This window comes from Streptomyces roseolilacinus (genome assembly GCF_014649335.1).
In the GTDB taxonomy this organism is placed as follows: Bacteria; Actinomycetota; Actinomycetes; order Streptomycetales; family Streptomycetaceae; genus Streptomyces; species Streptomyces roseolilacinus.
The window spans coordinates 302,589-328,457 of the sequence record NZ_BMSV01000004.1 but is presented as its reverse complement, the minus strand read 5'-3'; the positions used below and the strand labels follow the sequence as shown (position 1 = coordinate 328,457).

Below are 25,869 nucleotides of genomic sequence, written 5' to 3'. Positions count from 1 at the left end.
CGGCGTGGACCGGCGCGGCGGGGCACGTGCGAGGGGGAGGGGTGGGAGACGCTCGCACCGGTCCCTCGCCGGGCCGCCGTCGTGGCGGCCGGGTCAGCAGGGGACCGGGTGCCCCCGTGGCGGGCCGCGCCGGGACATGGCGTGCCGCAGCAGCAGGTCGCGCAGCCGGCGCGGGTGCACCGCGACGGGGGCCACGCGCGGGACGGCCAGGAGCCGCGCCGGGGGGAGCCCGGCGAGGGCGAGCCGCAGCGGCTCGAAGAAGGCGCAGTGGAGGGAGCGGGCGATCGCGAAGAACCCGGCCTCGCCGCGCCACATCCACAGCCCGCACACGAGGGCGGCCAGGACGTGGGCGAGGAACATGGTCCAGGAGCCGTGGGTGAGGAGCTGCACCACGTACGCGACGGGCGACTCGGGTCCGGGCGGCGCCGGGGGCACCGCACCGGTGTGGGCCTGCCACACGGCCTGGGCGACGGGGTCGACGGCGCCGCCCATGCACACGCTCTGCGGGAGGGCGACGGCCTCCTGCTGGTGCTGGTGGTGCCCGCCGCCGCCGGGGACCGGCGCGAAGGAGAACAGGGTGTGCAGGGCCAGTTGGGCGCCGACCGTCGTCGCCGTGATCTGGAGGGCGCCGCGCTCGACGCGGGCCAGCCACCAGGCGGCCGCGGTGGTGACGGCCAGGGCCCCGGTGAGGAAGTCGAGGGGTAACGGGGAGTCGGCGGCGAGGGAGTGCCCCAGCGCGGCGGTCAGGACGCACACGGCGGCGAAGACGGCGGCGCGCACCAGCCTCAGGGCGGGCCCCGGGCCCGCGGGTCTCACCAACGCACGTCACCCCGCCTCGGAGTACTGGGGTCCGGTCCTCCGCGTGGCTCCGGGCGCAGGGGGCGCGGCGGCGGACTGTCCTCGGTTGTCGGCCCTCGGCGGCGCTGCCGGGGACGGCCTGCTTCAACGGATGCGCACGGCACGCGGCGTCAGTTCACCGGCAGGCGGGCGCACTGCCGGCACGTGCGGGCCGAGGAGGCCACCACGGCGTGCGACGCCGCGGCGAGCGCCCCGGCGGCCACCGCGAGCGGCCAGTTGGTGACGACGACGGAGAGGGTGACCAGGACGAGCGCGGCGATGGCCATGGCGATGCTCGCCGCGGTGCCCGTCCAGGCCACCGCGAGGGGCAGCCGGTGCGGCGTGGGCAGCCAGCGGGCGAGCCGCCCCGTCGCGGCGAGCGTCGCCGCGGCGAGGACCGACGCCACGGCGGCGACGGCGACCAGGTGCACCGTCAGCAGCGAGGTGGTCCGCGGCAGTTGCCAGGTGGCGGTGTCGTGGCTGGCCGTCCAGATCAGCAGCCAGCAGGCGACGGCGAGCGGCACGGTGAGCGCGGCGGCACGGGCGGTGCGCCGGGCCTGGGCGATGGTCAGCTCGTACTGGAACGTCGGCGCCAGGTGGTCGGGCGAACCGAAGTCGCGCACGGCCAGCTCGGCCGCCCGCTCGTAGGGGACGCCCGCGCGGGTGTGCGCCGAGACCGCGTCGTCCAGGCCGTCCCGTATCTCCGCGACGAGGCGGGACTTGGTGCGGCTGGGGCCCCGCAGGGAGTCCGCGAGGGCCGCCACGTACGCGTCGATGGGATCGGAGGGAACGGCGGGACGCCGCTTGCCGGACGCCGCGGCGCCGATGCTCGTCTCCATGCCCACCCCGGTGCTCATGTGGCCAGTCCCGTCGAGGGTGTCGTCGGGTTGAGGACCGAGCCGATCGCCGTCGTGAACTCCTGCCAGGCGTTCCGCTCATGGGCCAGGCTACGCCTGCCGGCCTCGGTCAGCTCATAGCAGCGGCGACGTCGTTCACCGACGGAGTCCCAGCTGCTCTTGAGCAGGCCGAGCCGCTCCAGCCGCTGGAGCGCCGGATAGATCGTGCCCGTGCGCAGTTCGAGCGCGCCCCCGCTGCGCTGCTGGACGGCCGCGATGATCGCGTAGCCGTGCAGCGGGCCCGGTTCGAGCACGGCCAGGAGGAGTCCGTCCAAGTGGCCGCGCACCGCGTCTGTCCTCATGACCAGGGAGTCTACCCAATCGTGATGTAGGCGTGCTATCTATTGGTAGCCAATCTATCGAGGGTCTGCTCCGGTCCCGCTTGGAGGCACTACCGTGACCAAGCTCCTCCTGTCCGTGCACGTACTGGCCGCCATCCTCGCGGTCGGGTCGATCGCAGTGGCGGCCTCGCTCTTCCCCCGCTTCGCCAAGCAGGCCGCGGCGGAGGCACCGCAGGGGGGTGAGGAGAAGGGGAAGGCCGTCGGCATCGCCGCGTTCCTGCACCGCATCTGCCGGATCTACGCCGTCGCCGGGCTGGTCGTGCCGGTCTTCGGGATCGCCACGGGCGCGCAGCTCGGCGTCCTGGGCGACGCCTGGCTGATCTCGTCGATGATCCTCACCGCCCTCGCCGCGTTCCTGCTCGCCATGGCGATCATCCCCGGCCAGGAGCGCATGCTGACCATGGCCCGGCAGGACGGCGCCGCCGTCGAGGGGCTCGACGCCGCCGCGACGCGGCTGGGCATGCTCACCGGGATCTTCAATCTGGTGTGGGCGGTGGTCGTCGTCCTGATGATCGTCCGTCCCGGCTCCACGACGGGTGTGTGATCAACATGAACATGAAGGCCCTGCGCGCGGCCGCGGCGGTCGAGGCCGCCTCCATCGTCATCCTGTTCGTCAACCTGTTCACCGTCCACGCCAAGCCGATCACCTCCCTCGGCGGCCCGGTGCACGGCTCGGCGTACCTGATCACCATCGTGGCGACGTTCTCGCTGACGGTCGCCGGCGTGGCGGGCGCGGCGCGGGCGCTGGCGTTCGTCCCCGGCATCGGCGGGATGCTCGTCCTGCAGTGGCTGCGGCGCCACCCCGAAGCGGTCAAGGCGCCCGCCAAGGACCCGGTGGGGTGACCGGCCGTGGCTGACCGCCCAGGCGTCGGCGCCCCGCCGGCCGGCCCGGCCATCGAGGCCGTGGGACTGGTGAAGACGTTCGGCGCCGACCGCGCCGTGGACGGCGTCGACCTGACCGTGCAGGCGGGGACCGTCTACGGCGTCCTCGGCCCGAACGGCGCGGGGAAGACGACGACCGTGAAGATGCTCGCGACGCTGCTGCGCCCGGACGGCGGCCAGGCCCGGATCTTCGGCCACGACGTCGTGCGGGAGGCCGACACGGTCCGCGGCCTGGTCAGCCTCACCGGCCAGTACGCGTCGCTCGACGAGGACCTGACGGGACTGGAGAACCTGGTCCTGCTGGGGCGGCTGACCGGGCTGTCGAAGCGGTCGGCGCGGGAGCGCGCGGGCCGGATGCTGGAGGCGTTCGCCCTGGTCGACGCCGCCGGCCGGCAGGTGAAGAACTACTCGGGCGGCATGCGGCGGCGGCTCGACATCGCCGCGTCCCTCCTCAACACGCCCGCCCTGCTGTTCCTCGACGAGCCGACCACGGGCCTCGACCCGCGCTCCCGCAACCAGGTCTGGGACATCGTCCGCGCGATCGTCGACCTGGGGACGACGGTGCTGCTGACCACGCAGTACCTGGACGAGGCCGACCGGCTGGCGTCCCGGATCGCCGTCATCGACAAGGGCCGGGTCATCGCCGAGGGCACCAAGGGCGAGCTGAAGGCGTCCGTCGGCTCCGGCTCCGTCCACCTCCGGTTGCGCGACCCCGGGCAGCGGGCGGAGGCCGAACGGGTGCTCGCCCTCCACCTGGCCGCCGAGGTGCAGCTCGACGTGGACCCGGTGGCGCTGACGGCCCGCGTCGGCGACGCCGGCGGGGACCGGGGCGCGGCGGAGAGGGCGTCGCGGGTGCTCGCCGAACTGGCCCGGCGGGGGATCACGGTGGACACGTTCTCGCTCGGCCAGCCGAGCCTGGACGAGGTGTTCCTCGCCCTGACCGACCGGAGGGCGGGCGCCGGCGGCGCGCCCGCGGACGTGAAGGAGGGGGCCCCGGCATGAGCACCGTGACGCCCGGCGAGACCGCCCCGCGCGGCGACGAGCTCACGCCCGTCTCGGCCCGGTCCCTCGCCGACCTGCTCGCCGCGGACGAACGGCCCGCGCGGCCCGGCCCGTTCGCCGCCTCCATGGCGTTCGGCTGGCGGGCCATGCTGAAGATCAAGCACGTGCCGGAGCAGCTGTTCGACGTGACCGTGCTGCCGGTGATGCTGGTGCTGATGTTCACGCACCTCTTCGGCGGGGCGCTGGCCGGCTCGCCCCGCGAGTACATCCAGTACCTGCTGCCCGGCGTGATGGTGATGTCGGTGGTGATGACCACCATGTACACGGGCATCGCGATCAACAACGACATCGACAAGGGGGTCTTCGACCGGTTCCGCACGCTGCCGGTGTGGCGGCCGGCGACGGTCGTCGGCTACCTGCTCGGCGACGTGCTGCGCTACTCGATCGCCTCGGTGGTGATGCTCACCGCCGGCCTGGTCATCGGGTTCCGGCCGGACGGGGGCGCCGTCGGCGTCGTCGCCGGCATCCTCCTCCTCATCGTCTTCGCCTTCTCCTTCTCGTGGATCGGGACGATGTTCGGCCTGCTCGTACGGGACGAGAAGACGGTGATGGGCGCCTCGATGACGGTGATCTTCCCGTCGAACTTCCTCAGCGACATCTTCGTCGACCCCGCCACCATGCCGGGCTGGCTGCGGACCCTGGTCGACCACAACCCCATCACCCACGTCGCCTCGGCGGTGCGCGGCCTCATGGACGGCCACTGGCCGGGTGCCGAGGTGGCGTGGACACTGGGGTGGTCGGCGGCGCTGGTGGCCGTGTTCGGATCCCTCACCGTCCGGCTCTACAACCGCAAGTGACCCGCCCGCGCGAACCGGTGCCCGTGGCCGGTTCGCGACCCTGCCTCCCCCCTTCAACTTCCCTTCTGGCACAAGGGATTTCAGCCCAACGGGCGGGCGCCGCGCACACTCCGTGAACTCCTTGCTTTGGCCTGTAGCCGGTTGCTAACGTGCAGGCGTAGCACCATCGATCATGGCGGGGGAACGCGGGGGATTCGATGAGCAGTGCTGACGGCGACGGCATACGGCCTTTATCGCCCACCCTGAGCACGGCGGCCCGGGCCGACATCCCGGTCGAGACGCTCCTTCCGGCGGATTCGCCGCGCACCAAGGGCCTCGACCAGGAGTACGTCGACTCGCTCGTCGCGCTCGACGAGGATCTGCCGCCCATCGTCGTCCACCGTCCCACCGGGCGCGTCGTCGACGGCATGCACCGGCTCGCGGCCGCCCGCGCCCGCGGCGACCGCACCATCAGCGCCTACCTCCTCGACGTGCCGGAGCACAGCCTCTTCGCCGTCGCGGTGAGCCTCAACATCTCGCACGGCAAGCCGCTCACCCACAGCGACCGGCTCGCCGCCGCCACCCGCATCCTGCGGGAGAACCCGGCGCTCTCCGACCGGTACGTCGCCTCCGTCACCGCGCTGTCGCCGCGCACCGTGTCGCGCGTACGGCGTTCAACCGACGAGGTCCCCCACTTGAACACCCGCATCGGCCTGGACGGCAAACGGCGCCCGGCCGACGTGGCCGGCGTCGCCAGCGGCCGGCAGCGGGCGGGCCAGCTGATGCTGGAGCGCCCGGGGGCGAGCCTCCGCGAGATCGCCCGCGCCGCCGGGATCTCCCTGGGCACCGCGCACGACGTGAAGAAGCGCCTCCTGCTCGGCCGCAACCCGGTGCCGGAGGGCCGCGGCCCCCGCGCCGACCAGCCGGAGCCGCGCGTCCCCGCGCCCCGCCGGCCGCGCCGCGAGGCCACGTCGCTGCGGGACTCCGGCGAACTGCTGGAGCGGCTGCGCAAGGACCCCGCGCTGCGCCTCTCCCAGTCCGGCCGCTTCCTGCTCCGCTGCTTCGCCGTCCACGACGTCGACGCCTCCGTCTGGGCGCGGCTCGCCACGACCGTCCCGCCGCACTGCGCCGAGGGCGTCAGCAAACTCGCCCGCGAGTGCGCCGACATGTGGCTCCGCTTCGCCGACCGGGTCGACCGGGAGGCCAGGGCCGGCCAGAGCGAGCAGCGCTCCCACACCAGCGCCTGACGGCCGGATCCACCCCCCGGCCGTCCGGGGAAGCCCCGCGCCGATTTCGCCACCGTGCACGTGCGTGGGGCTTCCGCCTTTCCGGGCCGACACCCTCGGCACCCCCTCCGACCGGCGGGTTTCGCCGTTCACCCGCTTCGTGCGGGGGCGTGATCAGGACATCGAACACCGGCTTTCCGAAGGGTCCTTGTGAGAGGATTCCGGAAACGAGAGGCCGGTTCGGCGCGCGATGAGGCAACCGCCGTCCGAAGACCGACCGCCCCGCCCGCAGAAGCTCTTCCTCACGTCTTTTCCCCACCGTCGAACCGCCGGGATCCCTCCGGAGGGCAGGGCATCGGCTTCGTGTGTGTCCGCCACGGCCTGAGCACCCTGCTCCTCCCCCTCCCGGCACGGTGGACGACACGCAGAAGGTGGCAACCATGACCGTCACGGAGACCGCCGGGCCGCCGAAGTACCCCTTCGGCCCCGTCGTCAGACTCGACCTGCACCCCCGGTACGCGGAGCTGTGCCGCAACGAACCGGTGTCCCGGGTGACGATGCCGTACGGCGGCGAGGCCTGGCTCCTCACCGGGTACCACGAGATCAAGGAGTTCCTGGCCGATCCCCGGTTCAGCTCCCACGCCGCGACGGAGCCCGACACGGCCCGGGTGACGCCGCTGCCGCTGCGCCCCGGCAACCTGCTCAGCATGGACCCGCCGGACCACGGCCGGATCCGCAAGGTCGTCGCCCACGCCTTCCGGCCGCGCATCGTCTCGCAGCTCGCCGACCGCATGCGAGACCTCGTCGACTCCGAGCTGGACGCCATGGAGGAGGCGGGCCCGCCCGGTGACCTGGTGCAGCGCCTGGCGATCCCGCTGCCGGTCCGCATGATCGTGGAGCTGTTCGGCGTCCCGTACGAGGAGCGCGCCGAGTTCCGCCGGTACTCGGACGTCTTCGTCGCGACCTCCGCGCACACGAAGGAGGAGATCAACGAGGCCCGCGACGGCCTGGAGGAGTTCCTCCGCAGGCTCATCGCCAAGCGCCGCTCCAGCCTCTCCGACGACCTCGTATCGGTCATGATCGAGGCGCTGGACGCGGGCGAGCTGTCCGAGGTCGAGGCGGTGCGCACCGGTATCGGCGTGCTCATGGCCGGCCACGAGACCTCGCTCAGCATGATCTCGAACGTCTGCTTCCTGCTGCTCGCGCAGCGCGAGCTGTACGCGCGGCTGTGCGACGACCCGGAGCTGATCGACCCGGCCCTGGAGGAGATGCTGCGCATCATCCCGCTCCGCTCGGTCGGCAGCTTCCCGCGCCGCGCGTCGGAGGACGTCGTGATCGGCGGGGTGACCATACGCAAGGGCGACACGGTCATCTTCCAGCGCGCCCAGGGCGACCGGGACGAGCGGGTCTTCGAGGACCCCGACACGATCCGCTTCGACCGGGAGCGCAACCCGCACCTCGGCTTCGGCCACGGAATGCACTACTGCCTCGGCGCGAGTCTCGCGCGCGCCGAACTCAGGGTCGCGCTGGAGGGCCTGATGGCCAGATTCCCCTCCTTGCGCCTCGCCGGTACCGCGGAGGATGTTCCGTGGAAGCCGGGCCTCATCGCGCGTGCCCCGGAATCCCTGCTCGTCACCTGGTGAATTCCTTCGACGCGTGAGGGGTGAGACGCGAGAACCGATTGAGGGAGACCATGGCATCAGGTCACACCACGTGCGCCATCGCCGGTGCGGGGCCTGCCGGGCTGATGCTCGGCATGCTCCTGGCACGCGCCGGAGTCGACACCGTGGTCCTGGAGAAGCACGGGGACTTCCTCCGTGACTTCCGGGGCGACACCGTCCACGCCTCCACCCACCAGCTGATGGACGAACTGGGCCTGGGCGAGGCCTTCCGGAAGCTCGCCCACCAGCGCATCGAACGCCTGCAGGTCGTCACCGACGACGGGCCGCACACCCTGGCGGACTTCAGCCGGCTGCCGGGCAGGTTCCCGTACATCACCTTCCTCCCGCAGTGGGACTTCCTCACCTTCCTCCTCGAGGAGGCCAACCGGTTCCCGAACTTCAGGCTCGTGCAGAACGCCGAGGTCACCGGGGTCACCACCGCCGGGGGCCGGGTCACCGGCCTGCGCTACGAGGACGCGGACGGGCAGGGGCACGAGCTGGCCGCCGAGCTGGTGGTCGGCGCGGACGGCCGGCGCTCGGCGGTCCGCGACGCCGCCGGCCTGCGGCCGCGGGTCTTCGGCTCCCGCATGGACGTCCTGTGGTTCAGGCTGACCAAGGAGGAGGGCGACCCGGGCGGCATGGTCGGGCGGCTCTCCGAGGGGCAGCTGTTCGTCCGCATCGAGCGGCTCGGGCACTGGCAGTCGGCCATCGCCGTCCGCAAGGGCGGGTACGAGGAGCTGCGCTCCCAGGGCCTGGACCGGTTCCGCGAACTGCTCGCCGGGCTCACCCCGTTCCTCGCCGGCCGGCTGGAGGACGACCTGCGCAGCTGGGACGACGTCAAGGTCCTCGACGTGCAGATCGACCGGCTCGTCCGCTGGTGGCGGCCCGGCCTGCTGTGCATCGGCGACGCCGCCCACACCATGTCCCCGATCATGGGCGTCGGCATCAACCTCGCCCTCCAGGACGCCGTCGCCGCCGCCAACGTCCTGGCGGGACCGCTGCGCGAGGGCACCCTCACCGACGAGCACCTGGCGCGGGTGCAGAAGCGCCGGATGGCGCCCACCGCCGCCACGCAGCGGATCCAGCGGTTCCTCCAGACCCGGTTCCTGGAGCCGTGGATCCGGGGGGAGGGCAGGTCGTCCACGCCCGCGGTGCTGCGGCTGATGAAGCGGGTGCCGGCGCTCCAGGGCGGGCCGGCCCGCGCGATGGCCATCGGGCTGCGCCCCGAGCACCCCGTCCCGCCACTGCGCTGACCCGCCGCCCCCGTCCCTCCCGTCCCCTCCCGTCCGTCCCGCGCACCGCCGCCCGCCTTCCGAACGGAGAACCGCCACCCATGCGTGTACTGATGACGATCACCCCGGGCACGGGCCACACCTATCCGATGGTGCCGCTGTCCTGGGCCCTGCAGATGGCCGGCCACGAGGTGCTGGTTGCGTCCTGCGGGCCCGGCCTGGCCCTCGGCGAGGCGGGCGCCCGCACCGTCGACGTGGCGCCCGGCCTGTCCCTGGACCGGATGGTCGGCAAGCTGGCGCAGAACCACCCGGAGGTCGCCGCGAAGCTCCTCCAGGAGGCGTCGGGCGTGCCGTACCTGGAGGTCGTCGGCGGGGCCGTGGCGGCGGCGCTGCGGCTCCAGCCCGACATGGTCGACGCGGTGATCCGCACGGCGGAGGAGTGGCGGCCCGACGTGGTCGTCCACTCGCCGCTGCTCACGCCCGGCATCGTCGCCGCAGCCAAGCTGGGCGTGCCCGCGGTGCAGCACGGCTTCGGCTTCGTCAACCCGTCCGCGGAGATGATGAGCGAGCTGCACGGGGACCTCTTCGAGGCGCACGGCGTCTCCCTGCCCGAGGCGCGGGCCACCATCGACATCACGCCGCCCAGCGTCGTGCCGACCGGGCCGGGCATGTGGTCGATGGGCTTCGTCCCGTACAACGGCAGCGGGCCGCTGCCGAAGCCGCTGTACGACCTGCTGAACACCCGGCCCGAGCGGCCCCGCATCGCCGTCACGCTGGGCAGCGGGCCCGTGCCGGGGGAGGCGGCGGTCATCCTGGAGCGGATCATCGCGGCGGCGCCGAAGGCGGACGCCGAGTTCGTGGTCGTCCTGCCGCGCGTCGACCTGGAGCCGTTCGGGCCGCTGCCCGACAACGTCCGGGCCTTCGACTGGGTGCCGTACAGCGCTCTCCTGGCGACCTGTTCGGCGGTGGTCCACCACGCCGGTCCCGGCACGGCGCTGGGCGCGATGGTGCACGGCCTGCCGCAGGTCATGCCCGCCTTCAAGGGTCTGGGCCGGCCGGTCGTCGCCCGGGCGATCGCCGACCGCGGCGTGGGCCGCGTCGCCGAGCCGGACGACATCGGCCCGGAGCTGCTGGAGTCGGTCATGGCGGACCCGTCGATCCGCGAGGCCGCGGCGGAGGTCCGCGCGGAGATCAGGGCCATGCCGACGCCGCACGACGTCGTCACCCGCCTGGAGGAGCTGGCGGCGCGCTGACGCGCGGTGGTGACCGGCGGGACGACGCGGCCGGCGGGAGGGGCGGGACGTCGTGGAGGTGCGTGAGCTGAAGACCGCGGGGGCTTTCCTGTTCGTGCCGCGGACGCTTCACGACGTGCGCGGCTACGTCGCCTCCCCCTACCGTGAGGAGGCCTTCGAGACGGCGACCGGGGGTCCGCTGTTCCCCGTGCGGCAGGCGAACCACAGCCGGTCGCGGCGGGGGACGGTGCGCGGGGTGCACTTCACGCGCACCCCGCCGGGCGTCGCCAAGTACGTGCACTGTTCGCGGGGCCGCGCGCTGTACGTCGTCGTCGACGTGCGGGTGGGCTCGCCGACGTTCGGCGCGTGGGAGTCCCTCGTGCTGGACGCCGAGTACCCGAGCGGGGTGTACGTGCCCGCCGGGGTGGGCCACGCGTGCGTGGCCCTGGAGGACACCGTCATCACCGACCTCATGTCCGCGGAGCACGTGGAGGAGGACGAGGAGGCGGTCTCGGTACTCGATCCGGATCTCGGCCTGCCGATCCCCGACGACTCGGATCTGATCATCTCGGAACGCGACCGGGGGGCGGTGACGATGGCCGAGGCGGAGCGCAGGGGGATCCTGCCCGGCTACGACGCCGCGCTGACCGTGGAGCGGTCGCTGCGCGCGGCCGCCCGTGCCGCGTCCACATCGTGACGTGAAAGGAAGACAGGAAGATGTCCCAGGAGCAGGACCAGGTGCAGGGTGACGCCGGCAAGTGGCGGATCGAGGTCGACCGGCTGGTGTGCGCGGGCACGGGCCTGTGCCTCGGCACGGCGCACGGCCGGATGCGGTTGGACGGGGGGCGGGCGCGCCCGGTCGAGGACGTGATCACCCCGGACGACGCGGTGACGGACGCGGCGGAGACCTGCCCCATGGAGGCGATCACGGTACGCGACGCGACGACGGGCGAGGTACTGGCCCCCCTGCGGTGAGCCCCACCCCGTGAACCACGCGCCACCGAGGGGCACGCGGACACCGACCCGGTGACCCGCGTGCCCCTCCGGCGTTGCCGGCCGAAGGCCGCGCACGGCCTACGGAGCCGTGGGCGCGGCCACCCGGTGGGCCACTCACGGGACCGAAGCGCGTCGGCGTGCGCCTCGCGGTGCCGTGGGCGGGGCGCACCTGAGGGCCCGGGAGGGGGAGGGTGCCGTGTGGGGCCGCTCGTGGAGCCGAAGGGGCGCGCGGGTGTCGACAGGCCGATCGCGCGCAGACCCCGAGGAACGAGGGGTTGAGCACGTTCGGCCTGTCGACACCCGCTCAAAGCGCCCCGGAGGCGGAACGAGCTCAATAGACCAGAGAACACTCCCCCCGCGGCTCGTGCTCCTTGGCCTCGTGCGGGCCCTCGCCGTGGGCGCGGGCGTGGGCGATGCCGTCGAGGGCGAGGGTCAGTTCGCGCCGCAGGCCGGCTTGTTGGGCGAGGCGGCGGGCCTTCTGGTGGTGGCCTTCGCCGCGTTCGTAGTCGCCGCGGTCGCGGTGAACGCTGCCGATGACGTTGTGGACGGCGGCCGACAGGGCGGGGCGGCGGACCCGGCGCAGGAGTTGGAGCGCGGTGTGTCCGGCGTGCAGGGCTTCGCGGTGGCGGCCTTGGCGGCGGTAGATGTCGGCGTACTGGGCGAGGATGGGTGCCTGGCCGTCCGGGGTGGTGGTGTGCCGGGCGAGTTCGGACGCCTCGGCGAGCCGGTCGAGGGCGATGTCCAGTTGGCCGGCTCCGGCGTAGGCGGCGGCTTCGCCCATCAGGCCGGTGAGTTCGCCGTACGTGTCGCCGCTCTGCCGGCTGTGCAGGACGACCAGGCGGCTGGTCTGGAGTGCTTCGGCGTGCCGGCCGAGGGCGGCCTGCGCCTCGCCGAGGGCGGCCAGGACGGTGCTCTCCTCGTCGTGTGCGTCGGCGCGGCTCAGCAGTACCAGGGCCCGGTGCAGGGCGGTGATGGCGTTCTCGTACTGGCCGAGGGCGTTGTGGAACATGCCGATCCGGCCGAGGCAGAACGCCGCGCCGCCCCGGTCTCCGGCGCGTTCGGCGAGGGAGAGGGCCTCCCGTGCGCACGCCAGGCCCTCCTTGACGCGTCCCAGGTGGCCGAAGGGGGCGGCCATGCCGGTGAGCGCGGCGCCTTCCAGCGCGGGGTCGCCGAGGCGGCGTGCGGCGGCCGACGCCTTGCGCAGGACGCCGAGTTCGTCCTCGATGTGGCCGCGGGTGTGCAGGTAGGGGGCGAAGGCGAGGGGGAGGCGGGCGACGTGGACGTCGGATCCGGTCTCCTCGGCGTGGGTGATGGCGGCGAGCAGGTTGGCCCGTTCGGCTCCGAACCAGCCGAGCGCGTCGGTGGCGTCCCGCAGGGGCGGGGTGGCGGCGGGGGTGTGGTGCCGGCCCGCCGGGCGGGGGCGTTCGCGGCGGGGGCCGAGCAGGTCGGCCGCCTCGTCGGTGATCTTCAGGTAGTAGTCGAGGAGCCGCTGCCGGGCGTCGTGGGCGGTGTGCGGCTGGTGGGCGGCGGCTTCTCGGGCGAGGGCGCGGACCAGGCTGTGGAAGGTGTAGCGGCCGGGGGTCCGCTGGACGAGGAGCCGCGCGTCGAGCAGGTCCTCCAGGAGGGTCTCGGCCGTGTGCGGGGTGAGTCCGGCGAGGGCGGCGACGGCGTGCCGGTCGAAGTCGGTGCCGGGGACCGCGCCGAGCAGCCGGAACAGTTCCTGGTGGCGGGGTGGCACGGCCGCGTACGACAGGTGGAGCGCGGTGCGGACGCTGCGGTGTTCGACGGTCAGCTCGTCGAGGCGCAGGTGTTCCTCGCGGAGCCGTCCGGCCAGGTAGGCGAGGGTCCAGTGGGGCCGGTTGGTGAGGCGGGACGCGACGATGCGCAGGGCCAGCGGCAGGCGGCCGGACAGGGCGACCAGTTCGGCGGCGGCCTCCTGTTCGGCGGCGACCCGCCGGTGGCCGAGGAGCTGGCCGAGGAGGGCGAGCCCGTCGGCGGCGGAGAGCAGCGGCAGGGGCAGCGGTGCGGCGCCGTCCAGTCCGGCGAGGCGGGGGCGGCTCGTGACGAGGACCAGGCAGCCCGGTCCGGCGGGGATGAGGGGGCGTACCTGGTCCGAGGCGAGGACGTTGTCGAAGAGGAGCAGCATGCGGCGGTCGGCGGTCATCCCGCGCCATAAGATCTCGCGGTCGGCCGGGTCGTCGGGGATGCGGTCGGCGGGTACGCCGACGGCCCGCAGCAGGGTGCCGAGCGCGTCGCGCGGTTCGACGGGTTCGCAGTGCGCGCTGAAGCCGTGCAGGTCGAGGAAGATCTGGCCGTCCGGGTAGCGGTCGGCGACGCGGTGGGCGGCGTGTACGGCGAGGGCGGTCTTCCCGCTGCCGGCCATTCCGTCGACGGTGACGATCCGCACCGCCCGGGGGGTGTCGGCGGGGTCGGCGGGGGCGGGTGGGACGTGCGCCAGGAGGCGTGCCAGTTCCGTCTCGCGGCCGGTGAAGTCGGGCAGGTCGTGGGGGAGGGAGCGGGGCGGGGGCGCCGGGGCGGGCGGGCCGGCGGGCCGGTCGTGGCGGGCGGCCGGGGGCGCGTCGAGTCCCGGTTCGTTGCGCAGGATCTGCTGGTAGCGGTAGTTGACGGCGCTGCTCGGGTCGATGCCCAGCTGTTCGGCGAGCAGGTTGCGCAGGTCGTGGTAGACGCGCAGGGCGTCGGCCTGCCGGCCCACCCGGTACAGGGCGACCATCAGCAGGGCGCTGAGGGACTCGCGCAGCGGGTGTTCGGCGACGAGCGGCATCAGTTCGCTGACGACATCGTGGGCGCGGCCCTGCTCCAGGCGCAGTTCCAGCAGCCGTTCCCGGGCGCCGAGGTAGCGGTCCTCCAGGGCGGCGGCCGCGGAGGTGAGGACGGGGCTGCGGCCGTCGGGGAGGACCCGGCCGCGGTACAGGCCGAGGGCGGTCTCCAGGGCGGCGACCTCGCCGTCGACGGTGGCGCAGTGGCGGGCCTCGTCGAGGGCCTTGTCGAAGCGGATGAGGTCGAGTTGGTCCTCGTCGACGATGATCCGGTATCCGGGGCCGTCGGTGGCGATCATTTCCTGCGCGTGAGGAATGCGTGAACGGAGATCGGCGACGATCTTTCGGATCTGGTGTTCCGCCGTGGCGGGCGGGACGCGTTCCCACACCGCTTCCACCAGATGGGAAATCGGCACCAGCCGATTGGCCTCCAGCAGCAGCGCGGCGAGTACCGCGCGGGCGCGCGGTCCACCCAGGTGGAGCTGCTGCTCTCCGACCGAAACCATCAACGTGCCCAGAATGCTGAACCGGACAGCGCTCCCCCGTGAGGCCATCATGGAAACTCACTCTATGGGATGAACGCGTCCGTGGCCTCAGTCATTTAGGACAGTTCTTTGATCAATTCCGGTCAGTGTCCGTCAATTTGAGTGCTGAACAGATCCAACTTGACATGTTGACCTGTGGCCAAGAATACTCGCTCAGCGTTGGTGACTTGTACGCGTTGACGGTTCGCATCTGACCCCGCACACCAGGCGGTTGGTCCTCCGAAAACGCTCCCGCGGCCCGCCCGAGAGGTCGGCCCACCCGCACCCCCCGCGTACCACCGCCCCCTTCTCCACCACCGATCCGCACCCCCGCCGCCCGACGCCCCCGTACGTCCGGGCGCGTGTCCGCGTGCCCGCGCCCGGCCGAACCGTGCGTGCAGCGTTCCGCGAACCACCGCTTCCGCTCCCGCCCCCGGAGCGGACCACCCACCAGGAAGGAAGCACCACGCCATGTCGCGTTCCGAACCGCTGCCCCTCTACGGCAAGGAGTACAAGACCGACCCGTACCCGCTGTACCGGAAGCTGCGCGAAGAGGGCCCCGTCCACGCGGTCAACTTCCCCAGCGGGGTCAACGCGTGGCTGGTCACGGGTTACGAGGCGGCGCAGGACGCCCTCACCGACGACCGGCTCGGCAAGAACCACGACCTCGGCAACAGCGCCTGGCGCGAGCGCGCGGCGATCATGCCCGAGCCGCAGCACTCCCAGCTCCAGGTGCACCTGCTGCACCAGGACCCGCCGAAGCACACGGTGATGCGGAAGCTGGTCACCGAGGCCTTCACCCCCCGCAACGTCGAGCGGAAGCGCGCCCGCTTCGAGGAGCTCGCCACCGAACTCCTCGACGCCGCCCTCGCCGCCCCCGACGCCGGCGGGGAGGCCGCCGGCGGCGTGGTCGACGTGGTCTCCGCCTTCGCCGCGCACTTCCCCTTCCGCGTCCTGGCCGAGGTCATCGGCCTGCCCGACGCGATCGCCGCCCGCTTCGACCGCGACTGGGGCAAGGTCGTCCAGCCCGTCGGCCCCAGCGACCCGCAGCGGCCGGTGTACGAGGGGCGCCTGCGCGGCCTGCAGAACTACATCGCCGAGGTGGTGGAGCACAAGCGCGCCCACCCCGCCGACGACCTGCTCACCAAGCTCGTCCGCGCCTGCGAGGCCGGCGAGATCACCAAGGAGGAGCAGGACTCCATCGTCTTCCAGCTCCTCGTCGCCGGCCAGGAGCCGGTCACCAACCAGATCACCACCGCCCTCATCGCCCTCCTGCGCCACCCCGCCGAGCTGCGCCGGCTCCAGGAGGCCGTCAGCGGCGAGATGAGCGACGCCGACCAGGCGCTGCTCGCCCGCGCCGTCGAGGAACTCCTGCGCTACGACAGCGCCTTCGAGCTGACCACGTGGCGGTTCTTCGCCGAGGACTCCGACCTCTTCGGCACCACCATCCCCGCCGGTGACTCGATCATCGTGTCGCTGTGCGCCGCCAACCGCGACCCCGAGCGGTTCCCCGACGCCGACACCCTCGACCTGGACCGCTCGCCCAACCCGCACATGGCGTTCGGGCACGGCATCCACTTCTGCCCCGGCGCGGCCCTCGCCCGGGTCGAACTCCAGATCGCCGTACGGCAGCTGCTCCTGCGGCTGCCCCAGATCCGCCTCGCCGTCCCGGACGAGGACCTGGTCTGGGTCGGCGCCGTCCTCGCCCGCGGCGTCAACGAGCTGCCCGTCGCCTACGGCCCGACGGACGCCGCCCCGAGCGGCGGCTGCCCCGTGCGGCACTGACCCGGCGGTCCCGCCGCACGAACCGCGCCCGGCACCGACCCGCCGGGCCGCCCCCCGGACCACTCCTCCCCGCACCACGACTCACGGAAGCGAGCCGATCAACCATGTCCGAGTCCGCCACCACCGCCCTGACGCCCGAGGTCGAGCGCATCAGCCAGGAGATCGTGCGGCTCCTCATCCCGCACCGACGCACCGTGGAGCCCGACACCCATCTCGACACCCCGGACGACTTTCCCGAGCAGTTGAGTCAGATAGCCGACTTCGTCGCCAAGAACGAACAGGTGATCTTCAGCCTGCCGGGCTTCCCGTGCAAGTCGCCCAACACGGACAAGGTCTTCGGCCACCTCCCGGACCAGGGCGAGCGGCTGGCCCTGCGCTTCCTCGACTCGCTGTGCGCCGAGATCGAGAAGGTCTACGAGCCCGGCGCGAAGGTCCTGATCTGCTCCGACGGCCACATCTTCGGCGACGTCATCCGCGTGCCGGACGAGCACATCGACGCGTACAACGACGCGGTGCTCGACATGATCCACGCCGAGGGCCTCGCCGACCACCTCGACACCTTCGACCTGCGCGACGTGTACGGCCCCGACCTGACGTACGACGAGAAGCGCCAGAAGGCCGCCGAGACCCTCGGCCCGTCCCTGGAGGAGCTGCGCGCCGAGGTCCGCGAGGACGAGGCGTCGCTGCGCATGTACCGCGGCATCACCCGGTTCCTCGTCGAGGACACCGCCGGCTGGGAGGGCTCCCGCTCCGCCCTGCAGCGCGACTGCCGCCGCCGCGCGTACGAGGTCATCCTCCGCAGCCGCGCCTGGAGCGAGCTGATCGCCGAGCGGTATCCGCACAACGTCCGGCTCTCCATCCACCCGCAGAACCGCGGCTCGATCAAGTTCGGCATCCGCCTCCTCGGCGCCGCCGACGCGTGGACCACGCCGTGGCACTCCGTCCTGATGCACCACACGGACGGCACCTGGGAGCTGATGCACCGCCGCGACGCCGAGAAGATCGGCCGCGAGGTCTACCAGGACGGCCGGCCCAGCCACTTCGAGGCGGTCGGCGACGACAGCGGGACGGGCACCGCCACGAGCTCCGCGGCGGCGGCCTGACGTACCACCGCGGCCCGGCCGGCGTGACCCGCGGGTCACGCCGGCCGGGCCGCGCACCCGGGTCGTCGTACGGAAAGGAGTACCGCTCATGTCCGTGGCCGCCTCGGTGGTCGAGCCCCTCCCCAGCCACGCCCTGATGGTGCTGCTGCTCCAGGTGGGCGTACTGCTGCTGTTCGCCCTGCTCCTCGGGCGCCTCGCGGAGCGCCTCGGCATGCCCGCGGTCGTCGGGGAACTCACGGCCGGGGTGCTCCTCGGCCCGTCCCTGCTGTTCCACGTCGCCCCCGGCGTCGGGAACTGGCTGTTCCCGCAGAGCACCGAGCACATGCACCTCCTCGACGCGGTCGGCCAGTTCGGCGTCATCCTCCTCGTCGGCTTCAGCGGCATCCACCTCGACCTCAAGCTCGTCCGCAGGCAGGGGGCCCGCGCGGCCGGGGTGGGCGCCGCGGGGCTGCTCGTCCCGCTCGTCCTCGGCGCCGGACTCGGCTTCCTCCTCCCCGCCCAGCTGCGTGCCCCCGGCGCCGACCCCACCGTCTTCGCGCTGTTCGTCGGCGTCGTGATGTGCGTCAGCGCCATCCCCGTCATCGCCCGCACGCTCATCGACATGAAGCTCATCCACCGGGACGTCGGCCAGATGATCCTGGTGGCGGTCACCATCGACGACGCCGTGGGCTGGGTCCTGCTGTCCCTGATCGCGGCCATGGCCACCACCGGCCTCTACGCCGGCGAGGTGTTCACCACGCTCGGCGAGGTCGGCCTGCTCATCCTCGCCACCGTGACCGTGGGCCGGTACCTCGTCGGCGCCGCGATGCGCGCCTCCGCCCGCGCCGACGTGCCCGGACTGCCCGTCGTCACCGCCGTCGTCCTGATGATGCTGTCCGCCGCGGGCACCCACGCCCTCGGCCTGGAGGCCGCCCTCGGCGCTTTCCTGTGCGGCATCCTCATCGGCGGGACCAAGGAGTTCGACACGGCGTCCCTCGCCCCCCTCAACACGACGATCATGTCCGTCCTCGCGCCGCTGTTCTTCGCGACCGCCGGCCTGCGCATGGACCTCACCTCGCTCGTCGACCCCGAGGTCGCCCTGTGGGGGATGGCGGTGTTCGCCGTCGCCGTCCTCGGCAAGTTCCTCGGCGCCTTCCTGGGCGGGCTCACCACCCGCATGAACCGCTGGGAGTCGCTCGCCCTGGGAGCCGGCATCAACGCCCGCGGCGTGATCGAGGTGATCATCGCCCTGATCGGCGTCCGGCTGGGCCTGCTCACCGTGGAGATGTACTCCATCGTCGTCCTCATGGCCGTCCTCACCTCCCTGATGGCGCCACCGCTGCTGCGCCTGGCCATGAACCGGGTCGAGCTGACCGCGGAGGAGGAGCTGCGCGGCCACCGCTTCCTGTCGCGGACGCGGCCCGCCCAGACGTCCCCGGCCCCCCGCACCACCGCCGACCCGTGACCGGGCCGGGTCCGCGACCGCTGCGACACCGGAAGGGACCGGAGGATGAAGGGAATCATCCTGGCCGGCGGCAACGGCACCCGGCTGCACCCCATCACGCTGGGCGTCTCCAAGCAGCTGCTGCCGGTCTACGACAAGCCGATGATCTACTACCCGCTGTCCGTGCTGATGCTGGCCGGCGTCACCGAGATCCAGGTCATCGCCGCGCCGGGTGAGGTGCCGGGCTTCCAGCGCCTCCTGGGCGACGGCTCCACCCTCGGCCTCACCCTCAGCTACGCCGAACAGGACAAGCCGCGCGGCCTCGCCGACGCGTTCGTCCTGGGCGCCGAGCACATCGGGGACGACTCCGTCGCCCTCATCCTCGGCGACAACCTCTTCCACGGGCCCGGCTTCGGCGAGATCCTGCGCACCAGCGCCAGGGACGTCGACGGCTGCGTCCTGTTCGGCTACCCGGTCGGCGACCCCGAGCGGTACGGCGTCGGGGAGATCGACACCGAGGGGCGCCTCGTCCGCCTGGAGGAGAAACCCGCCAGGCCCCGCTCCAACCTGGCCGTCACCGGCCTGTACCTCTACGACAACGACGTCGTCCGCATCGCCCGCTCCCTGCGCCCCTCCGCACGCGGCGAACTGGAGATCACCGACGTCAACCGCGTCTACCTGGAACGCGGCAAGGTCGAGTTCGTGCAGCTGGGGCGCGGCTTCGTGTGGCTCGACACCGGCACCCACGACGCCCTCACCGAGGCCGGCCAGTACGTGCAGATCCTCTCCCGCCGCCAGGGCGTCCGCATCGGCTGCGTCGAGGAGATCGCCTGGCGCATGGGGTACATCGACCGCGACGCCTGCCACCGGCTCGGCCTCGCCCTGTCCAAGTCCCCCTACGGCCGCTACCTGATGGACATCACCAGCGACGCCCGGCACGAGGGGGGCGCCGTGCGACCCGAGGAGCGCGCATGAGGATCCTGGTGACCGGCGGCGCCGGCTTCATCGGCTCCCACTACGTACGGGCCCTGCTCGACGACGCGTACGAGCCCGGCGCCGCGCACACCGTCACCGTCCTCGACAAGCTGACCTACGCCGGCAACCGGGCCAACCTGCCCGCCGCCCACGACCGGCTCGCCTTCGTCCGCGGCGACGTGTGCGACGCCCCGCTCCTCGCCGGGCTGCTGCCCGGCCACGACGCGGTCGTCCACTTCGCCGCCGAGTCGCACGTCGACCGGTCCATCGACGGCGGCGCCGACTTCGTCCGCACCAACGTCCTGGGCACGCAGACCCTCCTGGAGGCCGCCGTCGCCGCCCGCGTCGGACGCGTCGTCCACGTCTCCACCGACGAGGTGTACGGCTCCATCGACACCGGCTCGTGGACCGAGGAGTCGCCGCTGCTGCCCAACTCCCCCTACGCCGCGTCCAAGGCCGGAGCCGACCTCGTCGCCCGCGCCCACTGGCGCACCCACGGGCTGCACGTCTCCGTCACCCGCTGCTCCAACAACTACGGGCCCCGCCAGCACCCCGAGAAGCTCGTCCCGCGCTTCGTGACCCACCTCCTGCGGGGCGAGCCCGTCCCGCTGTACGGCGACGGCCGCAACCGCCGCGAGTGGCTCCACGTCGACGACCACTGCCGCGCCGTCCACCTCGTCCTCACCCGCGGCCGGGCCGGCGAGGTCTACAACGTCGGCGGCGGCGACGAACTCACCAACCGCGACCTCACCGAGCGGATCCTCGCCCTCTGCGGCGCCGGCCCCTCGATGGTCCGCCGCGTCCCCGACCGCAAGGGCCACGACCTGCGCTACGCCCTCGACGACCGCAAGATCCGCGACGAACTCGGCTACGCCCCGCGCCACCCCTTCGGCGAGGGGCTCGCCGCGACCGTCGCCTGGTACCGCGACAACCCCGACTGGTGGAAGGCCGCCCGCACGACGTCCCGACCCTGAACCGCAGCCGTCACGCACCCGAGGAGAACCATGACCACGTACGTCTGGGACTACCTGCCCGAGTACGCGAAGGAGAAGGACGACATCCTCGAAGCGGTCGGGAAGGTCTTCGCGTCCGGCCGCCTCGTGCTCGGCGACAGCGTCCGGGGGTTCGAGGAGGAGTTCGCCGCCTACCACGGCGCCGGCCACCGGTGCACCGGCGTCGACAACGGCACCAACGCCCTGAAGCTCGCCCTCGAGGCCCTCGGCGTCGGCCCCGGCGACGAGGTGGTCACCGTCTCCAACACGGCCGCCCCGACGGTCGTCGCGATCGTCTCCACCGGCGCCACGCCCGTCTTCGTCGACGTCCGCGAGGAGGACTTCCTCATCGACACCGACCAGGTCGAGGCCGCGATCACCGACCGCACCAAGGTCCTCCTGCCGGTCCACCTCTACGGGCAGTGCGCCGACATGGAGCCGCTGCGCCGCCTCGCCGAACGGCACGGCCTGAGGATCCTGGAGGACTGCGCCCAGGCGCACGGCGCCCGCCACCACGGCCGGCCCGCCGGCACGATGGGCCACGCCGCCGCGTACTCCTTCTACCCGACGAAGGTCCTCGGCGCGTACGGCGACGGCGGCGCCGTCCTCACCGCCGACGAGGAGACCGACCGGGCCGTCCGCCAGCTGCGCTACTACGGCATGGACAAGACGTACTACGTCGTCCGCACCCCCGGCCACAACGCCCGCCTCGACGAGGTCCAGGCCGAGATCCTGCGCCGCAAGCTCACCCGCCTCGACGCGTACGTCGAGGCCCGGGGCGCCGTCGCCCGGCGCTACGAGGAGGGACTCGCCGACCTCACCGGCCCCGGGGGCCTCCTGCTGCCCGCCACCAACCCCGGCAACACCCACGTGTACTACGTGTACGTCGTCCGCCACCCGCGCCGCGACGACGTCGTGGAGGCCCTCAAGGCCCACGACATCGCGCTCAACATCAGCTACCCGTGGCCCGTGCACACCATGTCCGGCTTCGCCCACCTCGGCTGGAAGCCCGGATCGCTGCCCGTCACCGAGAGGCTCGCCGGCGAGATCTTCTCGCTGCCCATGTACCCGTCGCTGCCCGAAGCCGTCCAGGACCGCGTCATCGGCGCCCTGCGCGACGTGATCACCGGGCTGTGACCGCCACCTCCACCGGAAGGGAGTGAGCACCGTGCAGGTACGGACCCTGGGCATCGAGGGCGCTCTCGCGTTCACGCCGCCCGTCCACCGCGACGACCGCGGGCTGTTCACCTCGCCGTACCAGGACGCCCCGTTCACCGGCGCCCGCGGCAGGAGCCTGTTCCCCGTCCGCGACATCAGCCACAACCTCTCCGCCCGCGGAGTGCTGCGCGGCATCCACTACACGACCACGCCGCCCGGCCGCGCCAAGTACGTCTACTGCCCCTACGGCCGCGTCCACGACTACCTCGTCGACCTGCGCGTCGGCTCCCCCACGTTCGGCCGCTGGGAGGCCGCCGAGTTGGGCGGCGACACCTGCCGGGCGCTGTACGTCCCCGTCGGCGTCGGCCACGCCTTCCTCTCCCTGGAGGACGACTCGATGGTCGTGTACGTGATGTCGTCGGGGTACGTGCCGGAGAACGAGCTGGCCGTCTCCCCCCTCGACCCGGCCCTGGGCCTGCCCGTCCCCGACGGCCACGACCTCACCCGGTCCGAGCGGGACACCGCCGCCCCGACCCTCGCCGAGGCGCGCGAGCGGGGCCTGCTGCCCGAGTACGACACCTGCCGGAAGGTGGAGGCCGCGCTGTGGCAGTGAACCCGCCCCGGATCGCGCTCCTCGGCGCCACCGGCTTCGTCGGCTCCGCCGTCCTGCGCGAACTGGCCGCCCGGCCCGTGCGCGTACGCGCCGTGTCCCGCCGCCCGGCCCCCGTGCCCCCCGGCGCCCGCGCCGACGTCGAGGTGCGCGCCGCCGACCTCACCGAGCCCGGTGAGATGGCCGCCGCCGTCGACGGCGCGGACGTCGTCGTCCTCGCCACCCTCTACAGCGCCGCCACCTCCACCTGGCGCGTCGAGGACGGCGACGCGGCCGCCGAACGCGTCAACACCGGCCTCGCCCGCGACCTCGTCGACGCCCTCGCCGCCCGCACCGGCGGCCCCCCGCCGAAGGTCGTCTTCACCGGCGCCGCCTCCCAGGCCGGCCCCACCGGCAAGGACGTCCTCGACGGCACCGAGGACGACCGCCCGGCCGGCGCCTACGACCGGCAGAAGCTCGCCGCCGAGCGCGTCCTCCTCGACGCGACCGCCCGCGGCGTCCTGTGCGGCACGTCCCTGCGGCTGCCCACCGTCTTCGGGTACGGCCCCGGCTCCACCGCCCGCGACCGGGGCATCGTCTCCGCGATGACCCGCCGCGCCCTCGCCGGCGACCCCATCACCATGTGGCACGACGGCTCCGTCCGCCGCGACCTGCTGTACATCGACGACCTGGCGCGCGCCGTCGTCGCCGGGATCGACCACGCCGAGGCGCTCGCCGGCCGGCACTGGCTGCTGGGCACCGGCGAGGGCCGCCGGCTGGGCCCGGTCCTCCAGCAGGTCGCCATCCTCGTCTCGCACCGCACCGGCAGGCCACCGGTGCCGGTCGTGACCGTCGAGCCGCCCGCGCACGCCGAGGCGGGCGACTTCGCCAGCGTCACCATCGACGCCTCCGCGTTCCGCGCCGCCACCGGCTGGGCGCCCGCCACCCCGTTCCCCGAGGCGCTGCGCCGCACCGTCGACCACCTGGCCGACGAGGCGGAGCGCGCGGCCCGGGGCCGGGGGGAGCAGGTCGCGGGAGGCGTGGCGTGACCGCCGCCGCGCGGTTGCGGCCCCGCGCCGCGCAGGACCTGCCCGCGCGGCTCGCCCGGTCGGCCGCCGCGACCGGGCACGGCCACCACCTCCGTACCGAGGACGTCCCCGGCTGGCTCGCCCGGCGGGCCCGCGCCCACCGGTTCGCGGTGCGCCGCACGCCCCTCGACCGGCTCGACGGCTGGTCCTTCCAGCCGAACGGCGGCGACCTCGTCCACCACAGCGGACGGTTCTTCTCCGTGCGGGGCCTGGCCGCGACGGTCGACGAGGGGCCGTTCACCAGCTGGCGGCAGCCCGTCATCCACCAGCCGGAGGTGGGGGTGCTCGGCATCCTCGCCAAGGAGTTCGACGGGGTCCTGCACTTCCTCATGCAGGCCAAGATGGAGCCCGGCAACCCGAACCTGCTCCAGCTGTCCCCGACCGTGCAGGCCACCCGCAGCAACTACCAGCGGGTCCACCGGGGCGCCGGCGTGAGGTACCTGGAGTACTTCGCCGACCCCGCCCGCGGCCGGGTCCTCACCGACTCCCTCCAGTCGGAGCACGGCTCGTGGTTCTACCGCAAGTCGAACCGGAACACGCTCGTCGAGACCACCGCCGACGTGGAGCCCCACGCCGACTTCCGCTGGCTCACCCTCGGCCAGCTCGGCGAGCTGCTGCGCCTCGACCACGTCGTCAACATGGACGCCCGCACGGTCCTGGCCTGCTTCCCCATGCCCGCGCCCGAGCCGGGGGCGCTGCACTCCGACACCGAGCTGCTGTCCTGGTTCACCGCCGAACGGGCCCGCCACGACGTGGACGTGCGGCTCGTGCCGCTCGCCGGCGTCGACGGCTGGGAACGCGACGCGGACGGCATCGGACGGCCCGACGGACGGTACTTCCGGATCACCGGCGTCACCGTCGAGGCCGGCAACCGCGAGGTCACCGGCTGGTCGCAGCCGCTGCTCGAACCGTGCGGGACGGGCGTCGCCGCGTTCGTGTACCGGCGCATCGGCGGCGTCCCCCACGTCCTCGTCCACGCCAAGGTGGAGGCCGGGTACCTGGACACGATCGAGCTGGCCCCGACCGTCCAGTGCACGCCCGGCAACTGGGACCCCGTACGCGCCGAGCAGCGGCCGCCCTTCCTCGACCTGGTCCTCGCCGCCGCCGGGCGGGGCGACGCGCACTACGCGGTCGAGCACTCCGAGGAGGGCGGCCGCTTCCTGGAGGCCCGCATCCGCTACCTCTTCGTCGCCGGGGACGAGGAGACGGCCCCCCTCGAACCCCCGCCCGCCTACCGGTGGGTGTCCGTCGGGCAGCTCAACTCCCTGACGGCGCACGGCCACTACGTCAACGTCCAGGCGCGCACGCTCCTGGCCTGCCTCACCTCGGGCGCCGTGCGCCTGTGAGGACCGAGGACCCCACCCCAGCCCCCCATCCGGAACAGGAGGACCCATGCCGCTCACACCCCCCTCCCGCGCGGCCGCACGCGTCACACTGGACGCCGGCGGCCTGGCCCTCTCCGGCCTGCTCGCCGAGCCGCCCGGAGAGCCGCGCGGAACGGTGCTCGCGCTGCACGGCGGGGGGACGACCGCGGGCTACTTCGACGGCCGGGCGCACCCGAGCGTGTCCCTGCTGGCCCTCGGGGCGCGCCTCGGCTTCACCGTCCTGGCCCTCGACCGCCCCGGCTACGGGGCGTCCGCGCCCCACCTGCCGGACGGCGCGGACCGTACCGAGCAGGCGGACCTGATCCGGGCGGCGTTCGCCGACTTCGCCGCCCGGCACGCGCTCGGCGACGGCGTCCTCCTCCTCGGGCACTCCTTCGGCGGGCAGGTCGCGCTGACGGCGGCCGCCCGGGGCCTCCACGAGCGGCTCGTCGGCCTGGACGTCTCGGGGTGCGGCCACCGCCACGCCTCCGACCAGGTCCCGGAGGGCTGCCGGCCGGCCGGCCCGGGGGAGCCGCGGTCGCCGTGGGGGCCGCCCAGCCTCTACCCGCCCGGTACGTTCGCCGCGGGCGTCGACCTGATGTGCGACCCGCCCGCCGTGGAGGCGGCGCAGGCGGCCCGCTGGCCCCGCGACTTCCCGGCGGTGGCGGCGCGGACGACGGTGCCGGTGCGGCTGACGTTCGCCGAGCACGAGGCGTCCTGGCGCCACGACGCGGAGGCGCTGGCGCAGTTGTCCGCCCACTTCACCGCGGCGGAACGCGTCCAGGTGGTGCGGCAGCCGGCCGCCGGGCACCACATCAGCCTGGGGTGGGCGGCGGCGTCCTACCACCGCCGCGCGCTCGCCTTCTTCGAGGACCTCCTCTGCCGCGTCCCCCGGGCGGGGGCCGCGGGGGCGCCCGCCCCGCACGGGGCGGGGCTCGCCCTGTAGGGGG

The 25,869-nt window shown here is 73.5% G+C and carries 24 protein-coding genes; 20 read left to right on the top strand and 4 right to left on the bottom strand.

Going from position 1 to position 25,869, the window contains the following annotated elements; genetic code table 11:
• Positions 1-93 precede the first annotated feature (93 nt).
• From IE106_RS11670 to IE106_RS11660, 3 genes are all read right to left on the bottom strand, one after another.
• On the bottom strand, positions 94-816 hold the full coding sequence (locus IE106_RS11670) for a hypothetical protein (RefSeq protein WP_189532711.1): 723 nt from the start codon (positions 814-816) through the stop codon (positions 94-96).
• Between the two features lie 152 nt (positions 817-968).
• A complete protein-coding gene (locus IE106_RS11665) occupies positions 969-1,694 on the bottom strand; it encodes a permease prefix domain 1-containing protein (protein ID WP_229840295.1) in 726 nt (241 codons plus the stop codon).
• Complete coding sequence (locus tag IE106_RS11660) at positions 1,691-2,035, bottom strand: PadR family transcriptional regulator (protein WP_189532709.1); 345 nt, start codon at positions 2,033-2,035, stop codon at positions 1,691-1,693. Before IE106_RS11660 ends, IE106_RS11665 begins: the two co-directional genes overlap by 4 nt.
• Positions 2,036-2,129: 94 nt before the next feature.
• Here IE106_RS11660 and IE106_RS11655 point away from each other — a divergent pair, with 94 nt between their 5' ends.
• The 10 genes from IE106_RS11655 (at position 2,130) to IE106_RS11610 (ending at position 11,120) form a co-directional block, all read left to right on the top strand.
• A complete protein-coding gene (locus tag IE106_RS11655) occupies positions 2,130-2,618 on the top strand; it encodes a DUF2269 family protein (RefSeq protein ID WP_189532707.1) in 489 nt (162 codons plus the stop codon).
• Between the two features lie 5 nt (positions 2,619-2,623).
• On the top strand, positions 2,624-2,917 hold the full coding sequence (locus tag IE106_RS11650) for a hypothetical protein (protein ID WP_229840294.1): 294 nt from the start codon (positions 2,624-2,626) through the stop codon (positions 2,915-2,917).
• A gap of 6 nt (positions 2,918-2,923) precedes the next feature.
• Positions 2,924-3,958 carry an ATP-binding cassette domain-containing protein gene (locus IE106_RS11645; protein WP_189532706.1) on the top strand — a complete coding sequence of 345 codons (1,035 nt, stop codon included), beginning with the start codon at positions 2,924-2,926 and terminating at the stop codon, positions 3,956-3,958.
• Entirely contained in the window at positions 3,955-4,815 is an 861-nt protein-coding gene (locus IE106_RS11640) for an ABC transporter permease (protein ID WP_189532705.1), read from the top strand. Before IE106_RS11645 ends, IE106_RS11640 begins: the two co-directional genes overlap by 4 nt.
• A gap of 197 nt (positions 4,816-5,012) precedes the next feature.
• Complete coding sequence (locus IE106_RS11635) at positions 5,013-6,041, top strand: ParB/RepB/Spo0J family partition protein (protein ID WP_189532704.1); 1,029 nt, start codon at positions 5,013-5,015, stop codon at positions 6,039-6,041.
• A 419-nt stretch (positions 6,042-6,460) separates the two neighbouring features.
• The gene (locus tag IE106_RS11630) at positions 6,461-7,663 is read left to right on the top strand and encodes a cytochrome P450 (RefSeq protein ID WP_189532703.1); all 1,203 of its coding nucleotides are present in this window, start codon (positions 6,461-6,463) and stop codon (positions 7,661-7,663) included.
• Between the two features lie 50 nt (positions 7,664-7,713).
• A complete protein-coding gene (locus IE106_RS11625) occupies positions 7,714-8,934 on the top strand; it encodes an FAD-dependent oxidoreductase (RefSeq protein WP_189532702.1) in 1,221 nt (406 codons plus the stop codon).
• Between the two features lie 80 nt (positions 8,935-9,014).
• Positions 9,015-10,166, top strand: a complete 1,152-nt coding sequence (locus tag IE106_RS11620) for a nucleotide disphospho-sugar-binding domain-containing protein (RefSeq protein WP_189532701.1) — start codon at positions 9,015-9,017, stop codon at positions 10,164-10,166.
• Positions 10,167-10,218: 52 nt separating this feature from the next.
• Complete coding sequence (locus tag IE106_RS11615) at positions 10,219-10,842, top strand: dTDP-4-dehydrorhamnose 3,5-epimerase family protein (RefSeq protein WP_189532699.1); 624 nt, start codon at positions 10,219-10,221, stop codon at positions 10,840-10,842.
• A 20-nt stretch (positions 10,843-10,862) separates the two neighbouring features.
• The gene (locus IE106_RS11610; protein ID WP_189532697.1) at positions 10,863-11,120 is read left to right on the top strand and encodes a ferredoxin; all 258 of its coding nucleotides are present in this window, start codon (positions 10,863-10,865) and stop codon (positions 11,118-11,120) included.
• Between the two features lie 352 nt (positions 11,121-11,472).
• Here the strand turns inward: IE106_RS11610 and IE106_RS11605 are convergent, their stop codons facing one another.
• Complete coding sequence (locus IE106_RS11605; RefSeq protein WP_189532695.1) at positions 11,473-14,424, bottom strand: AfsR/SARP family transcriptional regulator; 2,952 nt, start codon at positions 14,422-14,424, stop codon at positions 11,473-11,475.
• Positions 14,425-14,913: 489 nt separating this feature from the next.
• Between IE106_RS11605 and IE106_RS11600 the strand changes: the two genes are divergently transcribed.
• The 10 genes from IE106_RS11600 (at position 14,914) to IE106_RS11555 (ending at position 25,865) form a co-directional block, all read left to right on the top strand.
• Positions 14,914-16,227 carry a cytochrome P450 family protein gene (locus IE106_RS11600; RefSeq protein WP_189532693.1) on the top strand — a complete coding sequence of 438 codons (1,314 nt, stop codon included), beginning with the start codon at positions 14,914-14,916 and terminating at the stop codon, positions 16,225-16,227.
• A 104-nt stretch (positions 16,228-16,331) separates the two neighbouring features.
• Positions 16,332-17,330, top strand: a complete 999-nt coding sequence (locus IE106_RS11595; RefSeq protein ID WP_189532691.1) for an L-tyrosine/L-tryptophan isonitrile synthase family protein — start codon at positions 16,332-16,334, stop codon at positions 17,328-17,330.
• A gap of 88 nt (positions 17,331-17,418) precedes the next feature.
• Positions 17,419-18,774 (top strand): cation:proton antiporter, encoded by a 1,356-nt coding sequence (locus tag IE106_RS11590; protein WP_189532689.1) that lies wholly within the window; start codon positions 17,419-17,421, stop codon positions 18,772-18,774.
• Positions 18,775-18,819: 45 nt separating this feature from the next.
• Positions 18,820-19,728, top strand: a complete 909-nt coding sequence (rfbA, locus tag IE106_RS11585; RefSeq protein WP_189532687.1) for a glucose-1-phosphate thymidylyltransferase RfbA — start codon at positions 18,820-18,822, stop codon at positions 19,726-19,728.
• Positions 19,725-20,702: a dTDP-glucose 4,6-dehydratase gene (gene rfbB, locus IE106_RS11580; RefSeq protein WP_189532685.1), complete on the top strand. Its 978-nt coding sequence runs from the start codon at positions 19,725-19,727 to the stop codon at positions 20,700-20,702. Before rfbA ends, rfbB begins: the two co-directional genes overlap by 4 nt.
• A 30-nt stretch (positions 20,703-20,732) precedes the next feature.
• On the top strand, positions 20,733-21,857 hold the full coding sequence (locus IE106_RS11575) for a DegT/DnrJ/EryC1/StrS family aminotransferase (protein WP_189532683.1): 1,125 nt from the start codon (positions 20,733-20,735) through the stop codon (positions 21,855-21,857).
• Positions 21,858-21,888: 31 nt separating this feature from the next.
• Positions 21,889-22,491 carry a dTDP-4-dehydrorhamnose 3,5-epimerase family protein gene (locus IE106_RS11570; RefSeq protein ID WP_189532681.1) on the top strand — a complete coding sequence of 201 codons (603 nt, stop codon included), beginning with the start codon at positions 21,889-21,891 and terminating at the stop codon, positions 22,489-22,491.
• Entirely contained in the window at positions 22,482-23,516 is a 1,035-nt protein-coding gene (locus IE106_RS11565) for an NAD-dependent epimerase/dehydratase family protein (protein WP_189532679.1), read from the top strand. The genes IE106_RS11570 and IE106_RS11565 overlap by 10 nt, the downstream gene beginning before the upstream one ends.
• A complete protein-coding gene (locus IE106_RS11560) occupies positions 23,513-24,901 on the top strand; it encodes an NDP-hexose 2,3-dehydratase family protein (protein WP_189532677.1) in 1,389 nt (462 codons plus the stop codon). Before IE106_RS11565 ends, IE106_RS11560 begins: the two co-directional genes overlap by 4 nt.
• A gap of 46 nt (positions 24,902-24,947) precedes the next feature.
• The gene (locus tag IE106_RS11555; protein ID WP_189532674.1) at positions 24,948-25,865 is read left to right on the top strand and encodes an alpha/beta hydrolase; all 918 of its coding nucleotides are present in this window, start codon (positions 24,948-24,950) and stop codon (positions 25,863-25,865) included.
• The last annotated feature ends 4 nt before the right edge of the window (positions 25,866-25,869 follow it).